Annotated in this window: 18 protein-coding genes; 7 read left to right on the forward strand and 11 right to left on the reverse strand. The window is 37.1% G+C overall.

The window, feature by feature from the left end:
* Positions 1-60 precede the first annotated feature (60 nt).
* From GH715_RS00590 to GH715_RS00600, 3 genes are all read right to left on the reverse strand, one after another.
* Positions 61-1,050: a Gfo/Idh/MocA family protein gene (locus GH715_RS00590; protein ID WP_153833772.1), complete on the reverse strand. Its 990-nt coding sequence runs from the start codon at positions 1,048-1,050 to the stop codon at positions 61-63.
* Between the two features lie 61 nt (positions 1,051-1,111).
* Positions 1,112-2,446, reverse strand: a complete 1,335-nt coding sequence (locus GH715_RS00595) for an MATE family efflux transporter (protein WP_153833771.1) — start codon at positions 2,444-2,446, stop codon at positions 1,112-1,114.
* A gap of 48 nt (positions 2,447-2,494) precedes the next feature.
* The gene (locus GH715_RS00600; RefSeq protein WP_153833770.1) at positions 2,495-3,301 is read right to left on the reverse strand and encodes a glycosyltransferase family 2 protein; all 807 of its coding nucleotides are present in this window, start codon (positions 3,299-3,301) and stop codon (positions 2,495-2,497) included.
* A 298-nt stretch (positions 3,302-3,599) separates the two neighbouring features.
* On the opposite strand from GH715_RS00600, the gene fbpA reads away from it, so the two are divergent.
* Both fbpA and GH715_RS00610 read left to right on the forward strand, forming a co-directional pair.
* A complete protein-coding gene (gene fbpA / locus GH715_RS00605) occupies positions 3,600-3,824 on the forward strand; it encodes a Fur-regulated basic protein FbpA (protein WP_153833769.1) in 225 nt (74 codons plus the stop codon).
* A gap of 369 nt (positions 3,825-4,193) precedes the next feature.
* The gene (locus tag GH715_RS00610; RefSeq protein ID WP_153833768.1) at positions 4,194-4,484 is read left to right on the forward strand and encodes an RNA polymerase alpha subunit C-terminal domain-containing protein; all 291 of its coding nucleotides are present in this window, start codon (positions 4,194-4,196) and stop codon (positions 4,482-4,484) included.
* Positions 4,485-4,673: 189 nt separating this feature from the next.
* Here GH715_RS00610 and GH715_RS00615 read toward each other — a convergent pair whose 3' ends face one another.
* On the reverse strand, positions 4,674-5,000 hold the full coding sequence (locus GH715_RS00615) for a MerR family transcriptional regulator (protein ID WP_153833767.1): 327 nt from the start codon (positions 4,998-5,000) through the stop codon (positions 4,674-4,676).
* A 181-nt stretch (positions 5,001-5,181) separates the two neighbouring features.
* Between GH715_RS00615 and GH715_RS00620 the strand changes: the two genes are divergently transcribed.
* Entirely contained in the window at positions 5,182-5,469 is a 288-nt protein-coding gene (locus GH715_RS00620) for a HesB/YadR/YfhF family protein (protein ID WP_153833766.1), read from the forward strand.
* Between the two features lie 57 nt (positions 5,470-5,526).
* Here GH715_RS00620 and GH715_RS00625 read toward each other — a convergent pair whose 3' ends face one another.
* The 3 genes from GH715_RS00625 to GH715_RS00635 form a co-directional block, all read right to left on the reverse strand.
* The gene (locus GH715_RS00625; protein WP_153833765.1) at positions 5,527-6,687 is read right to left on the reverse strand and encodes a family 43 glycosylhydrolase; all 1,161 of its coding nucleotides are present in this window, start codon (positions 6,685-6,687) and stop codon (positions 5,527-5,529) included.
* Between the two features lie 135 nt (positions 6,688-6,822).
* On the reverse strand, positions 6,823-7,992 hold the full coding sequence (locus GH715_RS00630) for an aminotransferase (RefSeq protein ID WP_153833764.1): 1,170 nt from the start codon (positions 7,990-7,992) through the stop codon (positions 6,823-6,825).
* A complete protein-coding gene (locus GH715_RS00635; protein ID WP_018931794.1) occupies positions 7,989-8,486 on the reverse strand; it encodes an Lrp/AsnC family transcriptional regulator in 498 nt (165 codons plus the stop codon). The genes GH715_RS00630 and GH715_RS00635 overlap by 4 nt, the downstream gene beginning before the upstream one ends.
* A 206-nt stretch (positions 8,487-8,692) precedes the next feature.
* Here GH715_RS00635 and GH715_RS00640 point away from each other — a divergent pair, with 206 nt between their 5' ends.
* From GH715_RS00640 to GH715_RS00650, 3 genes are all read left to right on the forward strand, one after another.
* A complete protein-coding gene (locus tag GH715_RS00640; protein WP_153833763.1) occupies positions 8,693-9,406 on the forward strand; it encodes a class I SAM-dependent methyltransferase in 714 nt (237 codons plus the stop codon).
* Entirely contained in the window at positions 9,387-10,217 is an 831-nt protein-coding gene (locus GH715_RS00645) for a DUF2268 domain-containing putative Zn-dependent protease (RefSeq protein ID WP_153833762.1), read from the forward strand. Before GH715_RS00640 ends, GH715_RS00645 begins: the two co-directional genes overlap by 20 nt.
* 107 nt (positions 10,218-10,324) lie before the next feature.
* Positions 10,325-10,573, forward strand: a complete 249-nt coding sequence (locus GH715_RS00650; protein ID WP_153833761.1) for a hypothetical protein — start codon at positions 10,325-10,327, stop codon at positions 10,571-10,573.
* Between the two features lie 151 nt (positions 10,574-10,724).
* Here the strand turns inward: GH715_RS00650 and treR are convergent, their stop codons facing one another.
* The 4 genes from treR to GH715_RS00670 form a co-directional block, all read right to left on the reverse strand.
* Positions 10,725-11,438 carry a trehalose operon repressor gene (treR, locus tag GH715_RS00655; RefSeq protein ID WP_153833760.1) on the reverse strand — a complete coding sequence of 238 codons (714 nt, stop codon included), beginning with the start codon at positions 11,436-11,438 and terminating at the stop codon, positions 10,725-10,727.
* A gap of 17 nt (positions 11,439-11,455) precedes the next feature.
* The gene (gene treC, locus GH715_RS00660; protein ID WP_153833759.1) at positions 11,456-13,135 is read right to left on the reverse strand and encodes an alpha,alpha-phosphotrehalase; all 1,680 of its coding nucleotides are present in this window, start codon (positions 13,133-13,135) and stop codon (positions 11,456-11,458) included.
* 435 nt (positions 13,136-13,570) lie between these two features.
* Entirely contained in the window at positions 13,571-15,013 is a 1,443-nt protein-coding gene (gene treP / locus GH715_RS00665; RefSeq protein WP_163578368.1) for a PTS system trehalose-specific EIIBC component, read from the reverse strand.
* A gap of 159 nt (positions 15,014-15,172) precedes the next feature.
* Complete coding sequence (locus tag GH715_RS00670) at positions 15,173-15,514, reverse strand: hypothetical protein (protein WP_018931801.1); 342 nt, start codon at positions 15,512-15,514, stop codon at positions 15,173-15,175.
* A gap of 214 nt (positions 15,515-15,728) precedes the next feature.
* Here GH715_RS00670 and GH715_RS00675 point away from each other — a divergent pair, with 214 nt between their 5' ends.
* Entirely contained in the window at positions 15,729-17,006 is a 1,278-nt protein-coding gene (locus GH715_RS00675; protein WP_153833757.1) for an MFS transporter, read from the forward strand.
* Positions 17,007-17,180 lie beyond the last annotated feature (174 nt).

The following is a 17,180-nucleotide window of genomic DNA, read 5'->3' on the forward strand; positions in this document are numbered from 1 at the left end:
AGATATCACCTCAAGGAATTTTTTTGCCCTGTAGGTTTACTATGTACGAAACAAATTTATTTATTCATCCCATTCATCGAGATTAACGAGCCTTTTTTCACGAGCCGATTTTCGTGCTGCCAATGCGACTTTAAAGGAATGCCAACCATCCTCATAATTGGACAATATTTTTGAACGATCACCAGTTTTTACAGCATGGAGAAAGGCTTCATTTTCTCGTTTATAAGGATTTTGTCTTGCGATATACTTCTCTAGCTTTTCAGGCATTTTACTTTCTATATGACCCATTTGCCACTCGATAATCCCTTGGTCTGTATAAGCTGTAATGCCAACATCACCTGTCCCTCCGGGTAAAACAGATGTATTTGCTATTTGCACTAATAAACCATTTTCTAATGTTAATGTAAATAACCCGACATCTGCTACGGTTACAGACGAATCTTGTTTTGCTGTGACTGCATTAGTTTCTTGGGCATAAACAGACTTCACTTCACCAAATAAGAAGCGAATTAAATCAACGATATGTGTCGTCTGTTCATTAAATTGTCCACCTGATTGTTCTTGGTTTTTCCACCAGTAAGCTCCAGGCATAGAGCCCATCCATTTTCCCAATATTGTACCAACATCCGCTTCTTCTAGCATTTTTTGAAATCTCATTACCGTATCCGCGTAACGAAAATGGTAACCGACCGCTGTAAGATGATTATTTTCGATCACTTTTCGCCTTACTTGACGTACTTTATCTAAATCGACTCCTAATGGCTTTTCTACTAAAAAAGGGATCTTGTGTTCAATTAGCATTTCCTCATAATTTTCGTGCGCCATCGGAGGGACACAAATATACACTGCATCTAATTGTTCATGAGCAATCATCGTTTCCAAATCCTGATAACCTGTTGTTTGATAATACCTCTCAGCAAATTCCTCTGCCTTTTCCTGGGTGGATCCTACAAATCCTACGACTTTCACATTTTCGATTTCCTGTAAAATCTCGACATGATGCCTTGTAAATCCTCCTGTACCGATAAAGCCAACTCGAATCATTGACATTCACTCCCTTTCTTGAATTAAGCGATTACATTTTATACGCAACCTCCACAATGGAGGAGCGTTAGGAAAAGATACGTTTTTCACGCCACTTTCCAAAACGATAATATAAAAAGGCAATGACACTACTTAACATAAAGCTTACACCAATTCCATAAGCAATGCCATCTTCTCCTATAATTTCAGAGAAAAGATAAGCTAATGGATATCGAAGTGCCCAGAAGGAAAGTAGATTCAAAATTAAAACCTGATACATCGCCCCAGAAGCCCTGACAATCCCGTTCAAGACAAAATTAATACCTAAAAATGGATAAAAGAAAGCAATAATCATTAAGTATTTAGCACCAAACTGAACAGCTGCTTGTTCCTGAATAAATAAGCTAATACCAAATTCGGCAAATAATACTATGATACCGGCAAACAGAAACATAATCACGGTATTATAGACAACACCATACGTTGCGATTTGTTTGACACGCCCCCATTTGCCAACACCAATATTCTGACCAGCCATACTATTGACAGTAGCACCAAGCGCATGTGCCGGTAATAAAAACAGACTATCTAAACGTTGTGCTGCACTATAACCAGCAACAGCTGCTTCTCCGTGCGATGTAACAACACTCATAATAGCTGCAGCACCAGCAGAAATAACCGCCATTTGTAAACCAGACGGAATTCCGAGATTAAGAATCAACTTTACTTCTGACCATAATGGTAATGTCGGCCATTTCAACGGTATAATTTTCTTTTTGATTACAAAAATAACACCATAAATAAAGGAGAAACCTTGTGATAAAATCGTCGCTACTGCCGCGCCCTGCACACCTAGATCAAGTACTGAGATAAACAGGGGATCAAGTACGATATTTAACAGAACGGCGATCGCAACAAATAGGAGTGGTGTTTTACTATCCCCTACAGCACGTAAAGCAGTACTAATGAAGTTATAACCTACTAAAAAAAGAATCCCAATCGCATTAATGCGCAAGTAAGTCATTGCTTCGGCCATCATTGTTTCTGGTGTTCCTAGTAATAGTAATATTGGCCGCGCAAATAGAAAGCCCAATATTCCCATCACAATTGCTAAAGCTGACAATGTCACAACGAAAGCATTGACATATGTCTGAACTCCTTCTTCATTTCCCTTTCCTTTTTGTTGGGAAAGCACAGTTAACGTCGTATTATTAATTCCGATAATAAAGGATAGTACTGTAAAAATTACAGTACCTGATATATTGACAGCACCTAACGCATTGGCTCCAATCAGATTCCCTACCCACAAGCTGTCAATAAATTGATAAGATACTTGCAAGAGTTGGGCCAACATAATTGGAGAAGAGAAATAAAATAAGTCAATCCATATATTTCCATTGGTAAAATCACGGTGTCTACTCAAGAAACATCCTCCTACATTCTTAAACAAACTAAGCTTAGCATATGATATTTATAATCTTGATTGGGGCATTGTCACACCGTCCCAAATCCGATTACTTGGTGCCTCTCTTTGCTTCACATCAGGTTCTTCTAATAATAAATAAAAATTTTTGGTAGGCAAATTTCCTAATTGATGTTTAGTAATAAGCCGATCCAAATAAAAACGCATGTTTTCTAGTTTTTTGGATTGATTATTTCCTGATTCGGAAAACTCGTATAAGACACTTGCTACGGGAACTCTTTTAATACGGTGCTTTTCCGCTACCCGCAGAAAGAAATCCCAATCCCAGTAATTACGTACACTTTCATCAAAAACACCAATCTCATCATGTATCGATTTGCGATAAACACTGCCGGATGGTACATAAGTGGAAAACTTTCTCATGGCATCAACATCAAAATGATAAGCAAATAAATGATGATTAATGGGCGTTCTTTTCTCATTGGTTTCCTGATAATTAACAATCTCTACATCTGAATAAACGAGATCAGCGTCTCCCATTTGCTCGATCATTGTTTCTAAATGTGTTGGTAACGGCAAATCATCATCATCCATTAACATAATTAGCTCGCCTGTTGCCTTCTCTATTCCTTTATTTCTTGCATACACGTGATAACGGTTTTCAGGTAAATCGATGACAGTTATATCTAATTCAGTATATAATCCCGCCACATCGTTGACCTTTTCTCCAGCATCATTAATAATAATCACTTCAAAGTCTTGATATGTTTGCTCGACAAGTGCTGCTAATAACTCTGCTAGTGCTACTCTGCGATTAAAAGTTGTAATGATAATTGACACATATGGTTTAGGCATTTGTAAACTCCTCAATAAAATTGATTAAAAGTATGTAAACTTTGTTGACATTAGCCATGACAAAGTTAAAATTATGGCATATAGTAAAGGCATATCCTACTATTCCTTCTACTATTTACTCAATTATATATCAATTTATTATCCTAGCGAAATCATTCATCTTATCTTATATATTTCAAACTTTTTACAATTCACACAAAATGACATGAACTTTTTCTGTATAACATATAACAAAAAGGGCAATACTTTTCTTAAAACGCAAGACTTCGTGACATAAATAAAATAGGAGGCTAGTCAAATGGCTTTTTTACGGGAAGCAGTTGAAAAACAAAAAGTGTACTTGATTCAACAGTTGATGGCCAATGGAATTGTGGATAAGAATGACCAAGAGCTCTATAACAAACCTATTAGTGAAATTGTCAATGATTACGAGAAATTCTGCCTGGAATTTGAGAGACAAAACTCCATAAAGTTCACTCGGTATAATCCCGATAGAAAAGAAGAGAAGCCCGATTTTCACTAAGCTTCTCTTCTTTTTATATTTTCCAACCGTAAAAAAAGGGAGGCTCCTGTATTATACGTAAGTAGTTCTCTTTCGGTGGAGAAACAACTAAAAAGCTAACTAAACAGCATAACAAATCTCATAGTGATTTGGTATGCTGTTTTTTGTTGATATAATAACGTTTTCTGACAAATAGCACCACTTTTAGTATTGTAATTAACACACAACACTAACAGATGTTAGTAGAGTGCTAATTGCTATGTTACTTATATAGGTAAATGTAATTACAATTGTAACTTATCTTAGGATAAATCTGATTATATGTTATAGTACAAGTATAAGATATTGTGAATGTTAACATTGAATCACTATATATTGGGAGTGGTCATCTTGAAAACGGAAAAAAGTTTAAGAATTTGCGAAAAAGGACATAGGTATTACAAAAGTAGTGATTGCCAAAGTTGCCCTACTTGCGATCAAGAGAATAAACCTGAAAGCGGCTTTCTATCGAAACTAAGTTCACCTGCTAGAAATGCCTTAGTTCACGAGGGGATTGATACTTTGCAAAATCTCTCAGAGTACACCGAAAAAGAAATTCTAAAAATTCATGGTATTGGACCAGCTTCCCTACCCATTATGAGAGCTTCATTAGAAAAAGAAGGTTTATCGTTTAAAAAATAATAGTGTATTCTCCTTTAAAGTATTGTTAAACAAGACAATTTAAAAGAAAAAAGCTTGGATATCCAAGCTTTTTTGCGTGTTAAAATAGTTGTTAAACATACTACGAAACCGTATGCTATTTGTTATGTGATTTGATGTTTTCTCCACGGTAAGTGAACTACTAAATATTATTCGCCCGCCCTTATTTCTTTATCGTTCTTTTTGGATACCAAATCGTGCGTTAATTTCACCACGTAATAGTTGTTTGCGCATTCTCTTTTCTTTCTTCTTCTCTTCTCGAATCATGTCTTGTCTAATTTCGTATGTTTGAACGCCCTCTTCTCGCTTGTTCGCAATATCAATTAATAATTCCACATCAGCAAAAGAGTATTTACGGTTTCCTTTTGGAGAACGTTCAGGAAATACTAGTTTTCTTTCTTCATAATAACGAATTTGCCGTTCTGATAATCCAGTTAGTTCACTTACGACACCAATAGTTATAACTTTCCGTTCTTTATAGGAAGGACTTTCCGCCATGCAATACACCACCTAATTACGTATACCGTTATAAGCTAACCTTAATAAAAGTATACTATGATAACCACTTGCTGCACAAAGTTTTGTAAGATAATCTGACAGTAAATTATCTGACAATTGCTACTACTAGCGTCGTAATGATATTTTCGTTAGTATATAAGTGATAAGGAGGCTGAACACAATGGAAATGTCCATTACAAAACCAGCAGCAAAATGGTTTATCAAAGAATTAGATTTAGAAGAAGGAGATGCTATCCGTTTCTTGGCGAGGTATGGCGGTTTCGGTGGTGTACATAAAGGGTTTTCTTTGGCACTGGAAAAAGCCGTACCAAACAACCCTGAAGCAGAAGTGACGGAAGAGGGTATTCGTTTTTTTGTCGAAGAATCCGACATCTGGTACTTCGATAATAAGAACTTCCATATCAAATACTCCAGAAAATACGACGAAATTGAATATGTCATCGAGTAAAGTACATTCCCAGATAAAAAACCGAGTGCTCGTTCTTCATGGCACTCGGTTTTCCTGCTATTTCAACGTAATTTTTGCTTTTGCTTTATGATTAGAGAAATCTAATTGATAGCCTGGTTCACAGAAGTAAGGAAAACCGTCTTTTGTCCAGAACAGACGTTGAATACGCGCATGTCGGTTATGGTCATATAAAGGATTCTCTGTATTAAACCCTTTATATGGGCGAGCATGGTAAATGAGTAACTCAAAGCCATCTTCATCAACGCTAAAACTATTATGTCCTGGCCCATATTCACTCGTGTTATCACTGGAAACCAACACTGGTTCTTTTTCTTTTGTCCAAGCTTTTGGATCTAATAAATCACTATTTATATCAGCATGTAATAATCCCATCGCATAATTTTCATCTGTTGCGCTCGCTGAGAAAGCGATGAAAATTTTCTCATCATTTTTTATCATCGCAGGACCCTCGTTTACATCAAATCCAATGACTTCCCAATCATATTCTGGAGTCGATAAGAGAACCTGTTTCTTAATTGTCCAAGGATTCTCCATTTCTGCAATATAAAGGTTTGCGATCGTATCATTATCTACCTTCTGTGACCACACGAGATAACGTTTACCTTGATGCTCAAAAGTTGTTGCATCTAGTGAAAAACTTTGAAACTCCGTATTGATTTGACCTTTCTCTCTCCATTCGCCCTCTAATGGGTTGTCTGCATCACATTCTAAGACATACGGACGAATTGCCCAAACATCATCTTTGTCACCAGCTGCAACATGAACATACCACTTTCCATCAATGAAATGAATCTCTGGTGCCCAAATATGTTCAGACATGATTCCTGCTTCATGCTTCCACCAAATCACTTTTTCTTCTGCTTGTGGTAGTTCATCAATTGTTTTAGCTCTTCTTAAGACAACACGGTCATATAATGGGTATGATCCCGTAAAATAATAGTACCCATCGGTATGCTTATATAAATATGGATCAGCTCTCTGTTCAATAAAAGGCTTAGGATAATCTTTATGTTCTACTTCACCCTCTACCTCAATTGTTCCTTTATCTAAAAGTTCATTTTTATCAACAGAATCCCAATTCACATTGAACTCTGCCGTAATATTATCATCTAAATCTACAAGTACTCGTTCAGGTAATCGAATGTCTTCACCTCTGGAAACATCGATTTCCACATCATGTATACGCTTAATATCCATTTATGACATCCTTTCCATTCTCATTAACTACTATTATAAACGAGTCAACTTGTACTTACAACTATTTAGTTTATGTTATAAGAATAAAACTTATACTAAAAAACAAAAACCAACAGTATATTGCACTGTTGGTTTTTATATTTTACTATTTTGTTTAATAAATCGATCCATTCTTTTCATGGCTTCATCTAATTGTTTAATGGATGTTGCATAGGAACAACGAATATACCCTTCTCCACTTTCACCGAAAACATGCCCCGGTACAACGGCTACTCTTTCTTCTTCTAATAATTTTTGGGCAAATTCCTCTGAGCTATAGCCAGTTTCTTTGATCGAAGGGAATACATAAAAAGCACCACCCGGCAAATGACAGGATAAGCCCATCTCATTCAATGCCTTCACAACAAAATTCCGCCGTTGTCGATAGCTTGTTTTCATTTCCCTGACACTTTCATTTCCATGGCGTAACGCTTCTAATGCACCATGTTGCGCCATAGTTGGTGCACACATCATCGTGTATTGATGAATTTTTGTCATAGCTTGCATGATAGCTACAGGTCCTGCAGCATAACCAAGTCGCCAGCCTGTCATAGCAAAAGATTTCGAGAAGCCAGAAATTAAAATGGTACGTTCCCTCATGCCATCAACAGATGCGATACTAGTTGCTGCCTCATCATAAGCCAGTTCTGCGTAAATTTCATCAGACAGCACAATTAAATCATGCTTTCGTATAACTTGTGCTATGCCATACAATTCTTCCTTACTTAATACCGCTCCAGTCGGATTATTTGGGCTACACAGAACAATTGCTTTTGTACGTGGAGTTATCGCTGCTTCGATTTGCTCTGGTGTCACTTTAAACTCATTATCCGCTGTAGCACTTACGGATACCGGCACACCACCTGCCAACGAAATAGCAGGACTATAGGAAACAAAGCAAGGCTCCACAACAATTACTTCATCGCCAGCATCTACAATCGCTCGCAGTGCTAAATCAATTGCTTGACTTGCACCTACCGTTACTAAGAGTTGATCTTCAGGATTATAAGAAATAGAAAATGTATCTTGCAAATATTTACTAATCTCTTCCCTTAATTCGAATAAACCTGCGTTAGCTGTATATGCAGTATATCCTTGTTCCAAGGAATGATAACTCGCTTCGATGACATTCCAAGGAGTAACAAAATCTGGCTCACCTACCCCTAGTGAGATAACATTCTCCATTTGAGAAGCAAGATCAAAAAACTTCCGAATTCCCGACGGCTGCAGCTCTTTCACGTGGTTTGCTAAATATGATTTACTCATGGTGTCACCATGATTCGTTTGTCATCATCGTCACCTTCATCAAAAATAATACCATCATGCTTATATTTCTTCAGGATGAAATGGGTCGTAGTGGACAGTACAGTATCCAAGGTAGACAACTTATCCGAAACAAAACGACTCACTTCCATCATAGTTTTTCCTTCGACAGAAACACTTAAATCGTAAGAACCCGACATTAAATAGACAGCTTTAACTTCTGGGAACCGATAGATTCTGGAAGCGATTTTATCAAAGCCAACGCCCCTTACTGGCGTTACCTTTACATCTATTAACGCCGCCACTCCTTCATACTCATAAACAGTAGACCAATCTACAAGTGTAGAATAACCAAGAATGGCGTGTTCTTTTTCTAATTTTTTTATCATTTCTTCCACTTCAACAGGGGCTACATCTAACATTTTACTAATGGTATCATTATCCATTCGACCGTTTTTTTCTAATAATTTCAATAATTCAATCTCTTTTTGTTCCAATCCATTCACCTTCTTTAGATGTTGTGTATACACTATTTACAACTTGTTAATTATTCTTACTAATATTCAATCATACTACAATTAATCCCAAATATAAAGTGCGATTATTCCCCGCGTAGCTTCTTCAACTTAGGGGGAGTGCATCGACAATTAGCACCTCGATAAACAATAGAAAAACTTCGAATCCGAGGAAGGAAGGTTTCAAAGTGGTGAGCTATCAGGAACTGATAACACAAATCGGGATGGACTATACTCATCCTGGAGGAAAAACGGCAACGGATAAGTGGTTAAAGCAAATACCGAAAAATTTGAAGAACGTATTAGAAATTGGCTGCGGAACAGGAGAGACTCTTAGGCAATTGCGCAATCAGACTGCTGCATTTTTATATGGTATCGACAGCTCTGCAAATATGGTTACAAAGGCAAAAAACAAAACGAGTCATCTTCATCACATTGAGATTATGCAACAAAATATAGAAGATCTTTCGTTCACACATCATTTCTTTGACCTAATTATTTCTGAATCTGTGTTAGCTTTTACTCCTATCCATTACAGCCTGCCGAAACTTACGAATCTACTTAAGCCAAATGGGCAAATCGTACTCCTAGAAATGGCAACACCCAGCCTCTTAACCCATTCAGATGAAGAAATTATTAAAACATTTTATCAGTTGCCGCAATTATTATCCAAAGAAGATTGGTTAAAGCAATTATTAGACTATGGGTATGAAACGGTCTATCTAGAGAAAATCGAGAAAGAACCCAAAACACCCAGCACTCTTCCTCAACATCTATCAATGGAAATGTTACAAACATTAAATGAACATTATCAATTAAATACCTTATATGCTAATGATCTTCATACTTACTTATTTATAGCTAAAAAGCGAGGAAAGAACGATGACCATACATGCAACTGATAAGTGGATTAAGAAATTTACGGATGAAAAAATTGGAAAAAACCGAAAAGAACAGTATTTACTACATCAATCCATTATTTGCGAACCACTAAGTCATTGTTTTGAAGATATCCAACCAGAGTTTATCCAAGAACACTTATTACGCCATGGGCTTTTTTCACCAAATTTAAATCAAGAAGACTCGGAGCAATGGATGGAACAAAATTATTTATCTAAGGTAAACAAGATCTACCAAAAATGCAAAAAGGCATGGAATGGACCTGAACCTGCTATATTTGTCTTTCCCTCTAACGAAGAAATTAGAGAACTGAAAGAATGGTATAACGCTAATACAGGCTTAAGTTACCCTGACAAACTGTTCTTATTCTTACAAAGGAAAGCCGAAAATCGAGAAATAATTGCTTTGTTCCTTCATGAATACAGTCATATTTGCAGACTAAATCATTTTCCGAAGAAAGAAATGGAATATACACTGTTGGACGCAATTATACTAGAAGGCATTGCTGAATGGATTGTGCGAAAAAAGGTTGGAAGCACGTACGGAAACAAAAGAATAGAAATGATATCCGACGAATTGTTAGCAGATTTATGGCTAACATGGATTGCCTCCCAGCAGCAGATGACTAGAGATCACCCTAAGCACGACATGATTATGTATGGATTTAACGGTGTCCCTAAAAATGTCGGCTATATTATCGGTTACAACATCATTCAACGTTATATGACTAAACAACCTTGCTCGATCACCACCTTATTACAGACCACCAATCAGCAAATTTTGGCAACCATTGATACATTACCTAAGAAATAAATAGTGCAACTGCCGATGAACAGGTGACCACAATCTTATCTCTTTCTTGCATAGTCTACTAGTAGTTATCCAATGAACTGCTTGGATATGGAGGAAGGAGGGTTTTGATGTCACATTATGATTTTTGTCGACAAAACGTAGGTCGCCCTGTAAAAATTGTAACACACGACGGGATAGTCCACAGAGGGATCATTAGAAGGGTTAACCCCTCAAAAGTATTTATAGATCCATTTGATGCACGACGAGGAGCTGGTGGCTACGGCTATGGCTTCTTTGGATACGGAAGAGGTCTAGGGATTGGCATTGCGCTCGGCGCAATCGCAACAATAGCATTTCTACCATTTTTCTTTTGGTAATTATTACTCCATTACAGTAATTGCTTAACCAAAGAACTACACAACCAAAATATCTGATCAGGTCTATTTATTTACTCCTCTCCCACCATATAAGAAATCTAAGGCAATCACTTAACATGATAGCCTTAGATTTCTATACTCCGTCACCTAATTAATGATTTCTTCTAGCAAAGTCTACAAAGCGAAATTTATCTGGTCGGTGCCTTGATTCCGTATACTGAAACAGACTGGCATCATCTAAATAAACATAGTTCTTGATTACCACGATATTATGGAATCCTTCCAAATCTAATAAATCCCGATCTTCTTTTGTTGGCACCTCCACGACAATTTCTTTCTTAGCAAAACTGATCACTAAACCTAATTGATCCTCTAGGTAGGCATATATCGATTCCTTTGCAATTTCTTCTGACATGTAAGGAACATACTTATCCATCAGATAATCTTTATCCAGGATGATACGCTGTCCAGAGAATTCTCGGGAACGAATCACTTCCCACACCTGATTCTTCCCCCTCAGCTTTAATTGCTCTTTAAGATATCGATCAGGTTTGATAAGCTGACAATCGTGAACCGTAGTTACTGGTCTTTCTCCCATTTTATCGGCTAACTCTTTAAAGCTAACAAGCCCTGAAACAGGGAAATCAAATTTACTACGATCAATGACCATCGAACCTTTTCCCCTGATTTTCTGTATATAGCCATTTTGAGCTAACAGGTTCAATGCCTTTCTAATCGTTTCTCTCGATGTTTCGTATTGATCTGTCAGTTCGTTCTCTGAAGGTAAGAATTGGTTGGCCTTAAACTTCCCTTGTTCAATTTGCTGTACCATTTCCTGATAGATCACTAAATATTTATTACGCATTTCATTATCCCCATCTATTACTTAATATAGAAAACGAATGATTCATAAGGACGCAACGTAACGTTCTCCAATTGAGTTGGTGGCTGCTGATAATTAGAAAGAATAGCCTCTCCTCTTTCAAATTGCTCTATCACTTCTCTAGGTAAGTCTAACGTTACTTCCTTAGCATAAAAATTGTTTACTACTAACATGCTTTCTTGATCATTTTCTCTTAAATAAGCAAAAATGGCAAGATCATCTGGTAAAATTAGTCGATAGCTTCCATCCGTTATGACCTGATATTCTTTTCTCATTTGAATTAATCGTTGATAATGATAAAAAATTGATTCTTTATCCGCAATAGCTTGTTCAGCATTAATAGTTGTAACATTATTTGCCAGATCTATCCATGGTTCTACTTCTGAAAACCCTGCATTCTCTGTGGCATTCCATTGTACCGGCGTCCGAGAATTATCACGTGATTTTTCTTTTAAAATTGCCATAATCTCTTCTTCCGGTATACCTTCTTCTTTTTTGATATTATAGATATTAATGGACTCTACATCACGGTATTGATCAATGCTTTCAAAGTCTGGATTTGTCATACCAAACTCTTCCCCTTGATAAATATATGGAGTCCCTTGCATCAAATGTATGGTTGTTGCTAACATTTTTGCTGATTCATTGTGATAGTGTTTATCATCCCCAAACCGCGACACTATCCTTGGCTGGTCATGATTACACCAGAACAATGCATTCCAACCTCCACCTTGCTGCATTCCTATTTGCCATTTGGATAGGATCTGTTTTAACTCTAGGAAATCAAACGGCGCTTTAGTCCATTTCTCTCCATTGGGGTAATCGACTTTTAAATGGTGAAAATTAAAAGTCATATCTAACTCTTCACTTTTGGGATTAGAATATTGAATACAATCATCCATCGTTGTTGATGACATTTCACCAACGGTCATCGTTTCACGGTTCTTAAATACTTGTTGATTCATTTCATGTAAAAACTCATGCACTCTCGGCCCATCCGTATAAAACTTTCTTCCGTCTCCTGGTGGTACACTGCCATCATCATCAGGGAAGCGTTGATCTTTGGATATAAGGTTGATAACATCTAAGCGGAATCCGTCCACTCCCTTATCAAGCCAAAAATTCATCATTTGATAAACATCGTCCCGTACTGCTTCATTTTCCCAGTTTAAGTCTGCTTGCGTAACGTCAAATAAATGTAAATAATATTCACTAGTGTTTTCGTCATATTGCCATGCAGAACCGCCAAACTTGGATTGCCAATTGGTTGGTGGGTTACCGGCTTCTCCTTCTTTCCAAATGTAATAATCTCGATACTGATTATCCTTTGATCGACTCGCTTCTTTGAACCATTGGTGTTCCGTTGATGTATGGTTTACGACAATATCCATAATAATTTTGATATCACGATGATGTGCTTCATCTAATAATTCTTCAAAGTCCTCCATTGTGCCATATTCAGGGTGAATGGAATAGTAGTCAGATATGTCGTATCCATTATCCTTTTGTGGTGATGCATAAATAGGTGTAAGCCAAATTACATCGATGCCTAACTTTTTCAAGTAATCTAATTTTTCAATAATACCCGGAATATCTCCAACACCGTTCCCTGTAGTATCATTGAAGCTTTTCGGATATATCTGATAGACAACAGATTTTTGCCACCATTTCTCGTCCATACATTTACCCTCCTGTTGATCTGTGATGAAATTTTTATTGTATCTGCTCTTGATTCCGATTAAGAATACAGATCGCGATCAATCCTGATACGAAGTAGATACAAACTGCGAAGCTTCTTAGTTACAAAGTTAACAGGGCTTCTCTTCCGAGGATATCCTTTGCTGTTCCGGGGATATATCCTTCTCTTCCGGGGATATCCTTTGCTGTTCCGGGGATATATCCTTCTCTTCCGAGGATATCCTTTGCTGTTCCGGGGATATATCCTTCTCTTCCGGGGATATCCTTTGCTGTTCCGGGGATATAGTCGTTTATCCTTGGAAGAGAAGCTCTTTTCCTTGGAAGAGAAAGCTTTTTCCCCGGAAGAGGAGCCTTTTTTCCTCGGAAGAGATCGGCGCTTCCAAGGATATCTACGTTACTTCGCAGTTTATGTTTTATTATGATCTTGTTTTTCCTAGGCGATCGTATGCGTCTTTACCCATTTTTGTTCTTGCCAGAATAACGGTTAGGATAAATGGAACAACAATCGCTATCAGCATGGCTACGGTAAACATGAGCATGTGTGGCACTTGAATCGATAAAATTCCAGGTATACCACCTACACCGATGGAATTCGCCATAACACCAGACCCAACTGATACTACTGCTGCAAGCGCTGAACCCGTCATACCTGCAATAAATGGGAAGAGGTAACGTAAGTTAATACCAAATAACGCTGGTTCGGTGACACCTAAATAACAGGAGATTGCCGCAGGAACAGATACTTGTTGTTCCTTCTTATCTTTACGGTTCAAGTAGATCATGGCAACAACCGCTGAACCTTGTGCTATATTTGATAATGCAATCATTGGCCAAAGGTTCGTTCCATCAAATTCACTCATCAACTGTAAATCAATCGCATTCGTCATATGATGTAAACCTGTTATTACTAATGGTGCATACGCAAAACCAAATACGGCAGCAAACAACCAGCCAAATGCTGAAGTTAAACCGTTATACACAATATTGGAGATCCATGAACCAATTTCCCAGCCAATTGGTCCTAATACAACATGAGCTACTAGAACAGCCGGAATTAATGCAAAGAATGGTACAAAAATCATTGAAACTACTTGCGGAATTACTTTACGCAACCAAATTTCTAAATACGCTAATACGAAGCCAGCAAAAATCGCCGGAATAACTTGTGCTTGATAACCAATCATATCAATCTGTGCAAAACCGAAGTCCCATACCGGAATCTCTTCGGCGCCAGCGACTCCATAAGCATTTAACAGCTGCGGAGAAACTAGCGTAATACCTAAAACAATACCTAGTACTTGGGTTGTACCCATTTTTCTTGAAATAGACCAAGTAATGGCGACCGGTAAGAAGTGGAATATCGCTTCCCCAATCAACCATAAGAAGTCATATAAACCAGTCCAAAACTGAGAAGATTCTGCCAACGTCTGTGTACCGTTGTTAACCATTTCAATATCCCCAATAACATTACGAAAACCTAAAATAAGACCACCAACAACTAATGCAGGGATAATAGGTGTAAAGATATCAGCTAAATGCGCTACTAAACGTTGGATAATATTCATATTTTGCTTGGCTGCTTCTTTGGCATCTTCTTTGGAAGTATCTCCTACTCCCGCTATTTTGGTAAACTCATTATAAAAAGAAGCCACTTCATTTCCAACAATAACTTGAAATTGACCTGCCTGTGTAAAAGTTCCTTTGACGATATCAATATCTTCTATTGCATCCACATCTGCTTTGCTTGGATCATTTAGAACGAAACGCATTCTCGTCGCACAATGAGTAACAACAGAGATATTCTCACTACCACCGATTTTATCCAACAATTCTTTTGCAGGATCTGTAAACTTGCTCACTATTCTTCCTCCTCGATGAAAAGTTATTCTTGTATATACAAGTGATTACGTTTTCATGATAGCTTGTATATACAAGAATGTCAACGAAAATATTTGTTACATATAAAATAGAAAGAGAGACTAACTATATCGAGTCAATAGTTAGTCTCTTTGCTTATCTTATCCTTCAAATGTGTTTTTATCCACATGCCCATCATTTTCCATAATTATTTTTAATGCTTCGGGGTAATCATCTTCTGACACTTCACATTCAACCGTATGTTCTCTAGGAGCATCATCACCAACTTCGTCTCTCACTATGAATCCAGGAACAATACCACCACCTGAACCCATACCTGTAGAATAATTACCTGAGAATGTTATCGGAGCTAGTAATATAGTTTGATCTTGATCTTGTAATTGGTCAACTATAATATCATTCGTTTTCAACTTATTGAGCTCTGCTCGTACGGTTTCCGCATCATCTTCCGTCTTAAAAAACGCTTGAATCGTTTTATACATGATCATCATCCTTTCGTTATTAATATTTTGTTGTTCTTAATGTTCCCGTTTTCATCAATATTAAACTTCTGTAAATTTTGACCAGTATTTATATGTCTTTCTTTGTAGAATCTAGTAAAATAAAGTGAGACCTCCATCAGCGGACTAAAACCCCACTGATGGTTAGTCATCAGCATATTAGTGTCCGTTACAAAGGAAAAGGATGGGTGAGGTTATGAAAAAGTTTACAAAGCAAGAGAATAGTTGGATGTTTTACGATTGGGGAAGCTCCGTATTTTCCGTTATCATTACCACGGCTATTTTTCCTATTTATTACAAAGCACAAGCAACCGATGCAGGTATTTCTGGAGCAGATTCTACTGCATATCTAGGTTACACTATTTCTGTGTTTACATTTATTTTGGCTATGCTTGGACCAATTCTAGGAACAATAGCGGATTACAAAGGATTGAAAAAAAAATTCTTTGTAAGCTTTATGGGGCTGGGTATTTTTTCGACCTTCGCACTTATTTTCGTACCAGAAGGCCAATGGTTACTTCTACTGATTGTCTTTACTTTAGCATCACTGGGCTCTACTGGAGCTAATGTGTTTTATGACGGTTTCCTTGTGGATGTCACCGATGATAACCGCATGAATCAAGTATCTGCCCGCGGCTTTGGACTTGGTTATATTGGTAGTGCTATTCCTTTTGTCATCAGTATTGCCATTATACTATTAGCTCAACAGGGTATACTACCTATTAGTAGCACTACCGCCAGTAAAATAGCGTTTCTCATCACTTGTATATGGTGGGCAATTTTTGCTATTCCTTTGATTAGAAATGTGAAACAGATACATTTCGTAGAGCGTGATTCTCAACCAATTCGCCAAAGCTTTAAAAGATTAATTCAAACAGTCAAACATGTAAAGGAATATAAATACTTAACCATTTTTTTAATTGCTTATTTTTTCTACATCGACGGAGTAGGCACGATTATTTCCATGTCTACAGCCTATGGAACAGATGTCGGTCTTAGCTCAACTGTACTACTAGTAGTTTTATTTGTCACACAAGTAGTCGCCGCTCCTTTTTCTATTATATATGGTAAATTAGCAAATCGATTCTCAGCCAAATCGATGTTAAATGTTGGTATTGTTGTTTATATTATTGTTTGTATTTATGGTTATTTTCTAGAAACTGCAATTGACTTCTGGATTCTTGCCATGCTTGTCGCTTCTTCACAAGGGGGAATTCAGGCATTAAGTCGTTCCTACTTCGCTAAACTGATTCCTAAAAATAATGCCAATGAATTCTTTGGATTCTATAATATTTTTGGTAAGTTTGCTTCGATTACCGGTCCACTACTTTTAGGTTTCACTGCACAAATTACTGGTCGTTCGAACGCAGGTATTTTGAGTCTTATCGTTTTATTTGTTATCGGTATGATCATTCTTTATTTTGTTCCCTCCGACAAAAAATTAATGACACCAACACAACCTATCTCAAAATGATATCAATTGTATCTCACCTGAGCATTGTTTAGCCCAAATTGATATAATACACTCTTAATTAACGAGTTATTTTCAAAATAATTAGACAAAATAAAACAGATAGAACAAAATTGGTGTCACGCTTATGCTTACTATATAAAGTAAGACTTCCATCAGTGGCTTTCCACTGATGGG

It is taken from the genome of Gracilibacillus thailandensis, from assembly GCF_010994055.1.
Classification (GTDB): Bacteria; Bacillota; Bacilli; order Bacillales; family Amphibacillaceae; genus Gracilibacillus; species Gracilibacillus lacisalsi.

Excerpts from the sequence above, each read along its gene's own strand:
- GH715_RS00590 (WP_153833772.1), bottom strand. The coding sequence starts at position 1,050 with ATGTCAATGATTCGAGTTGGCTTTATCGGTACAGGAGGATTTACAAGG.
- GH715_RS00600 (WP_153833770.1), bottom strand. The coding sequence starts at position 3,301 with ATGCCTAAACCATATGTGTCAATTATCATTACAACTTTTAATCGCAGA.
- fbpA (WP_153833769.1), top strand. The coding sequence starts at position 3,600 with ATGGCTTTTTTACGGGAAGCAGTTGAAAAACAAAAAGTGTACTTGATT.
- GH715_RS00615 (WP_153833767.1), bottom strand. The coding sequence starts at position 5,000 with ATGGCGGAAAGTCCTTCCTATAAAGAACGGAAAGTTATAACTATTGGT.
- GH715_RS00620 (WP_153833766.1), top strand. The coding sequence starts at position 5,182 with ATGGAAATGTCCATTACAAAACCAGCAGCAAAATGGTTTATCAAAGAA.
- GH715_RS00625 (WP_153833765.1), bottom strand. The coding sequence starts at position 6,687 with ATGGATATTAAGCGTATACATGATGTGGAAATCGATGTTTCCAGAGGT.
- GH715_RS00630 (WP_153833764.1), bottom strand. The coding sequence starts at position 7,992 with ATGAGTAAATCATATTTAGCAAACCACGTGAAAGAGCTGCAGCCGTCG.
- GH715_RS00645 (WP_153833762.1), top strand. The coding sequence starts at position 9,387 with ATGACCATACATGCAACTGATAAGTGGATTAAGAAATTTACGGATGAA.
- GH715_RS00650 (WP_153833761.1), top strand. The coding sequence starts at position 10,325 with ATGTCACATTATGATTTTTGTCGACAAAACGTAGGTCGCCCTGTAAAA.
- treR (WP_153833760.1), bottom strand. The coding sequence starts at position 11,438 with ATGCGTAATAAATATTTAGTGATCTATCAGGAAATGGTACAGCAAATT.
- treC (WP_153833759.1), bottom strand. The coding sequence starts at position 13,135 with ATGGACGAGAAATGGTGGCAAAAATCTGTTGTCTATCAGATATATCCG.
- GH715_RS00670 (WP_018931801.1), bottom strand. The coding sequence starts at position 15,514 with ATGTATAAAACGATTCAAGCGTTTTTTAAGACGGAAGATGATGCGGAA.
- GH715_RS00675 (WP_153833757.1), top strand. The coding sequence starts at position 15,729 with ATGAAAAAGTTTACAAAGCAAGAGAATAGTTGGATGTTTTACGATTGG.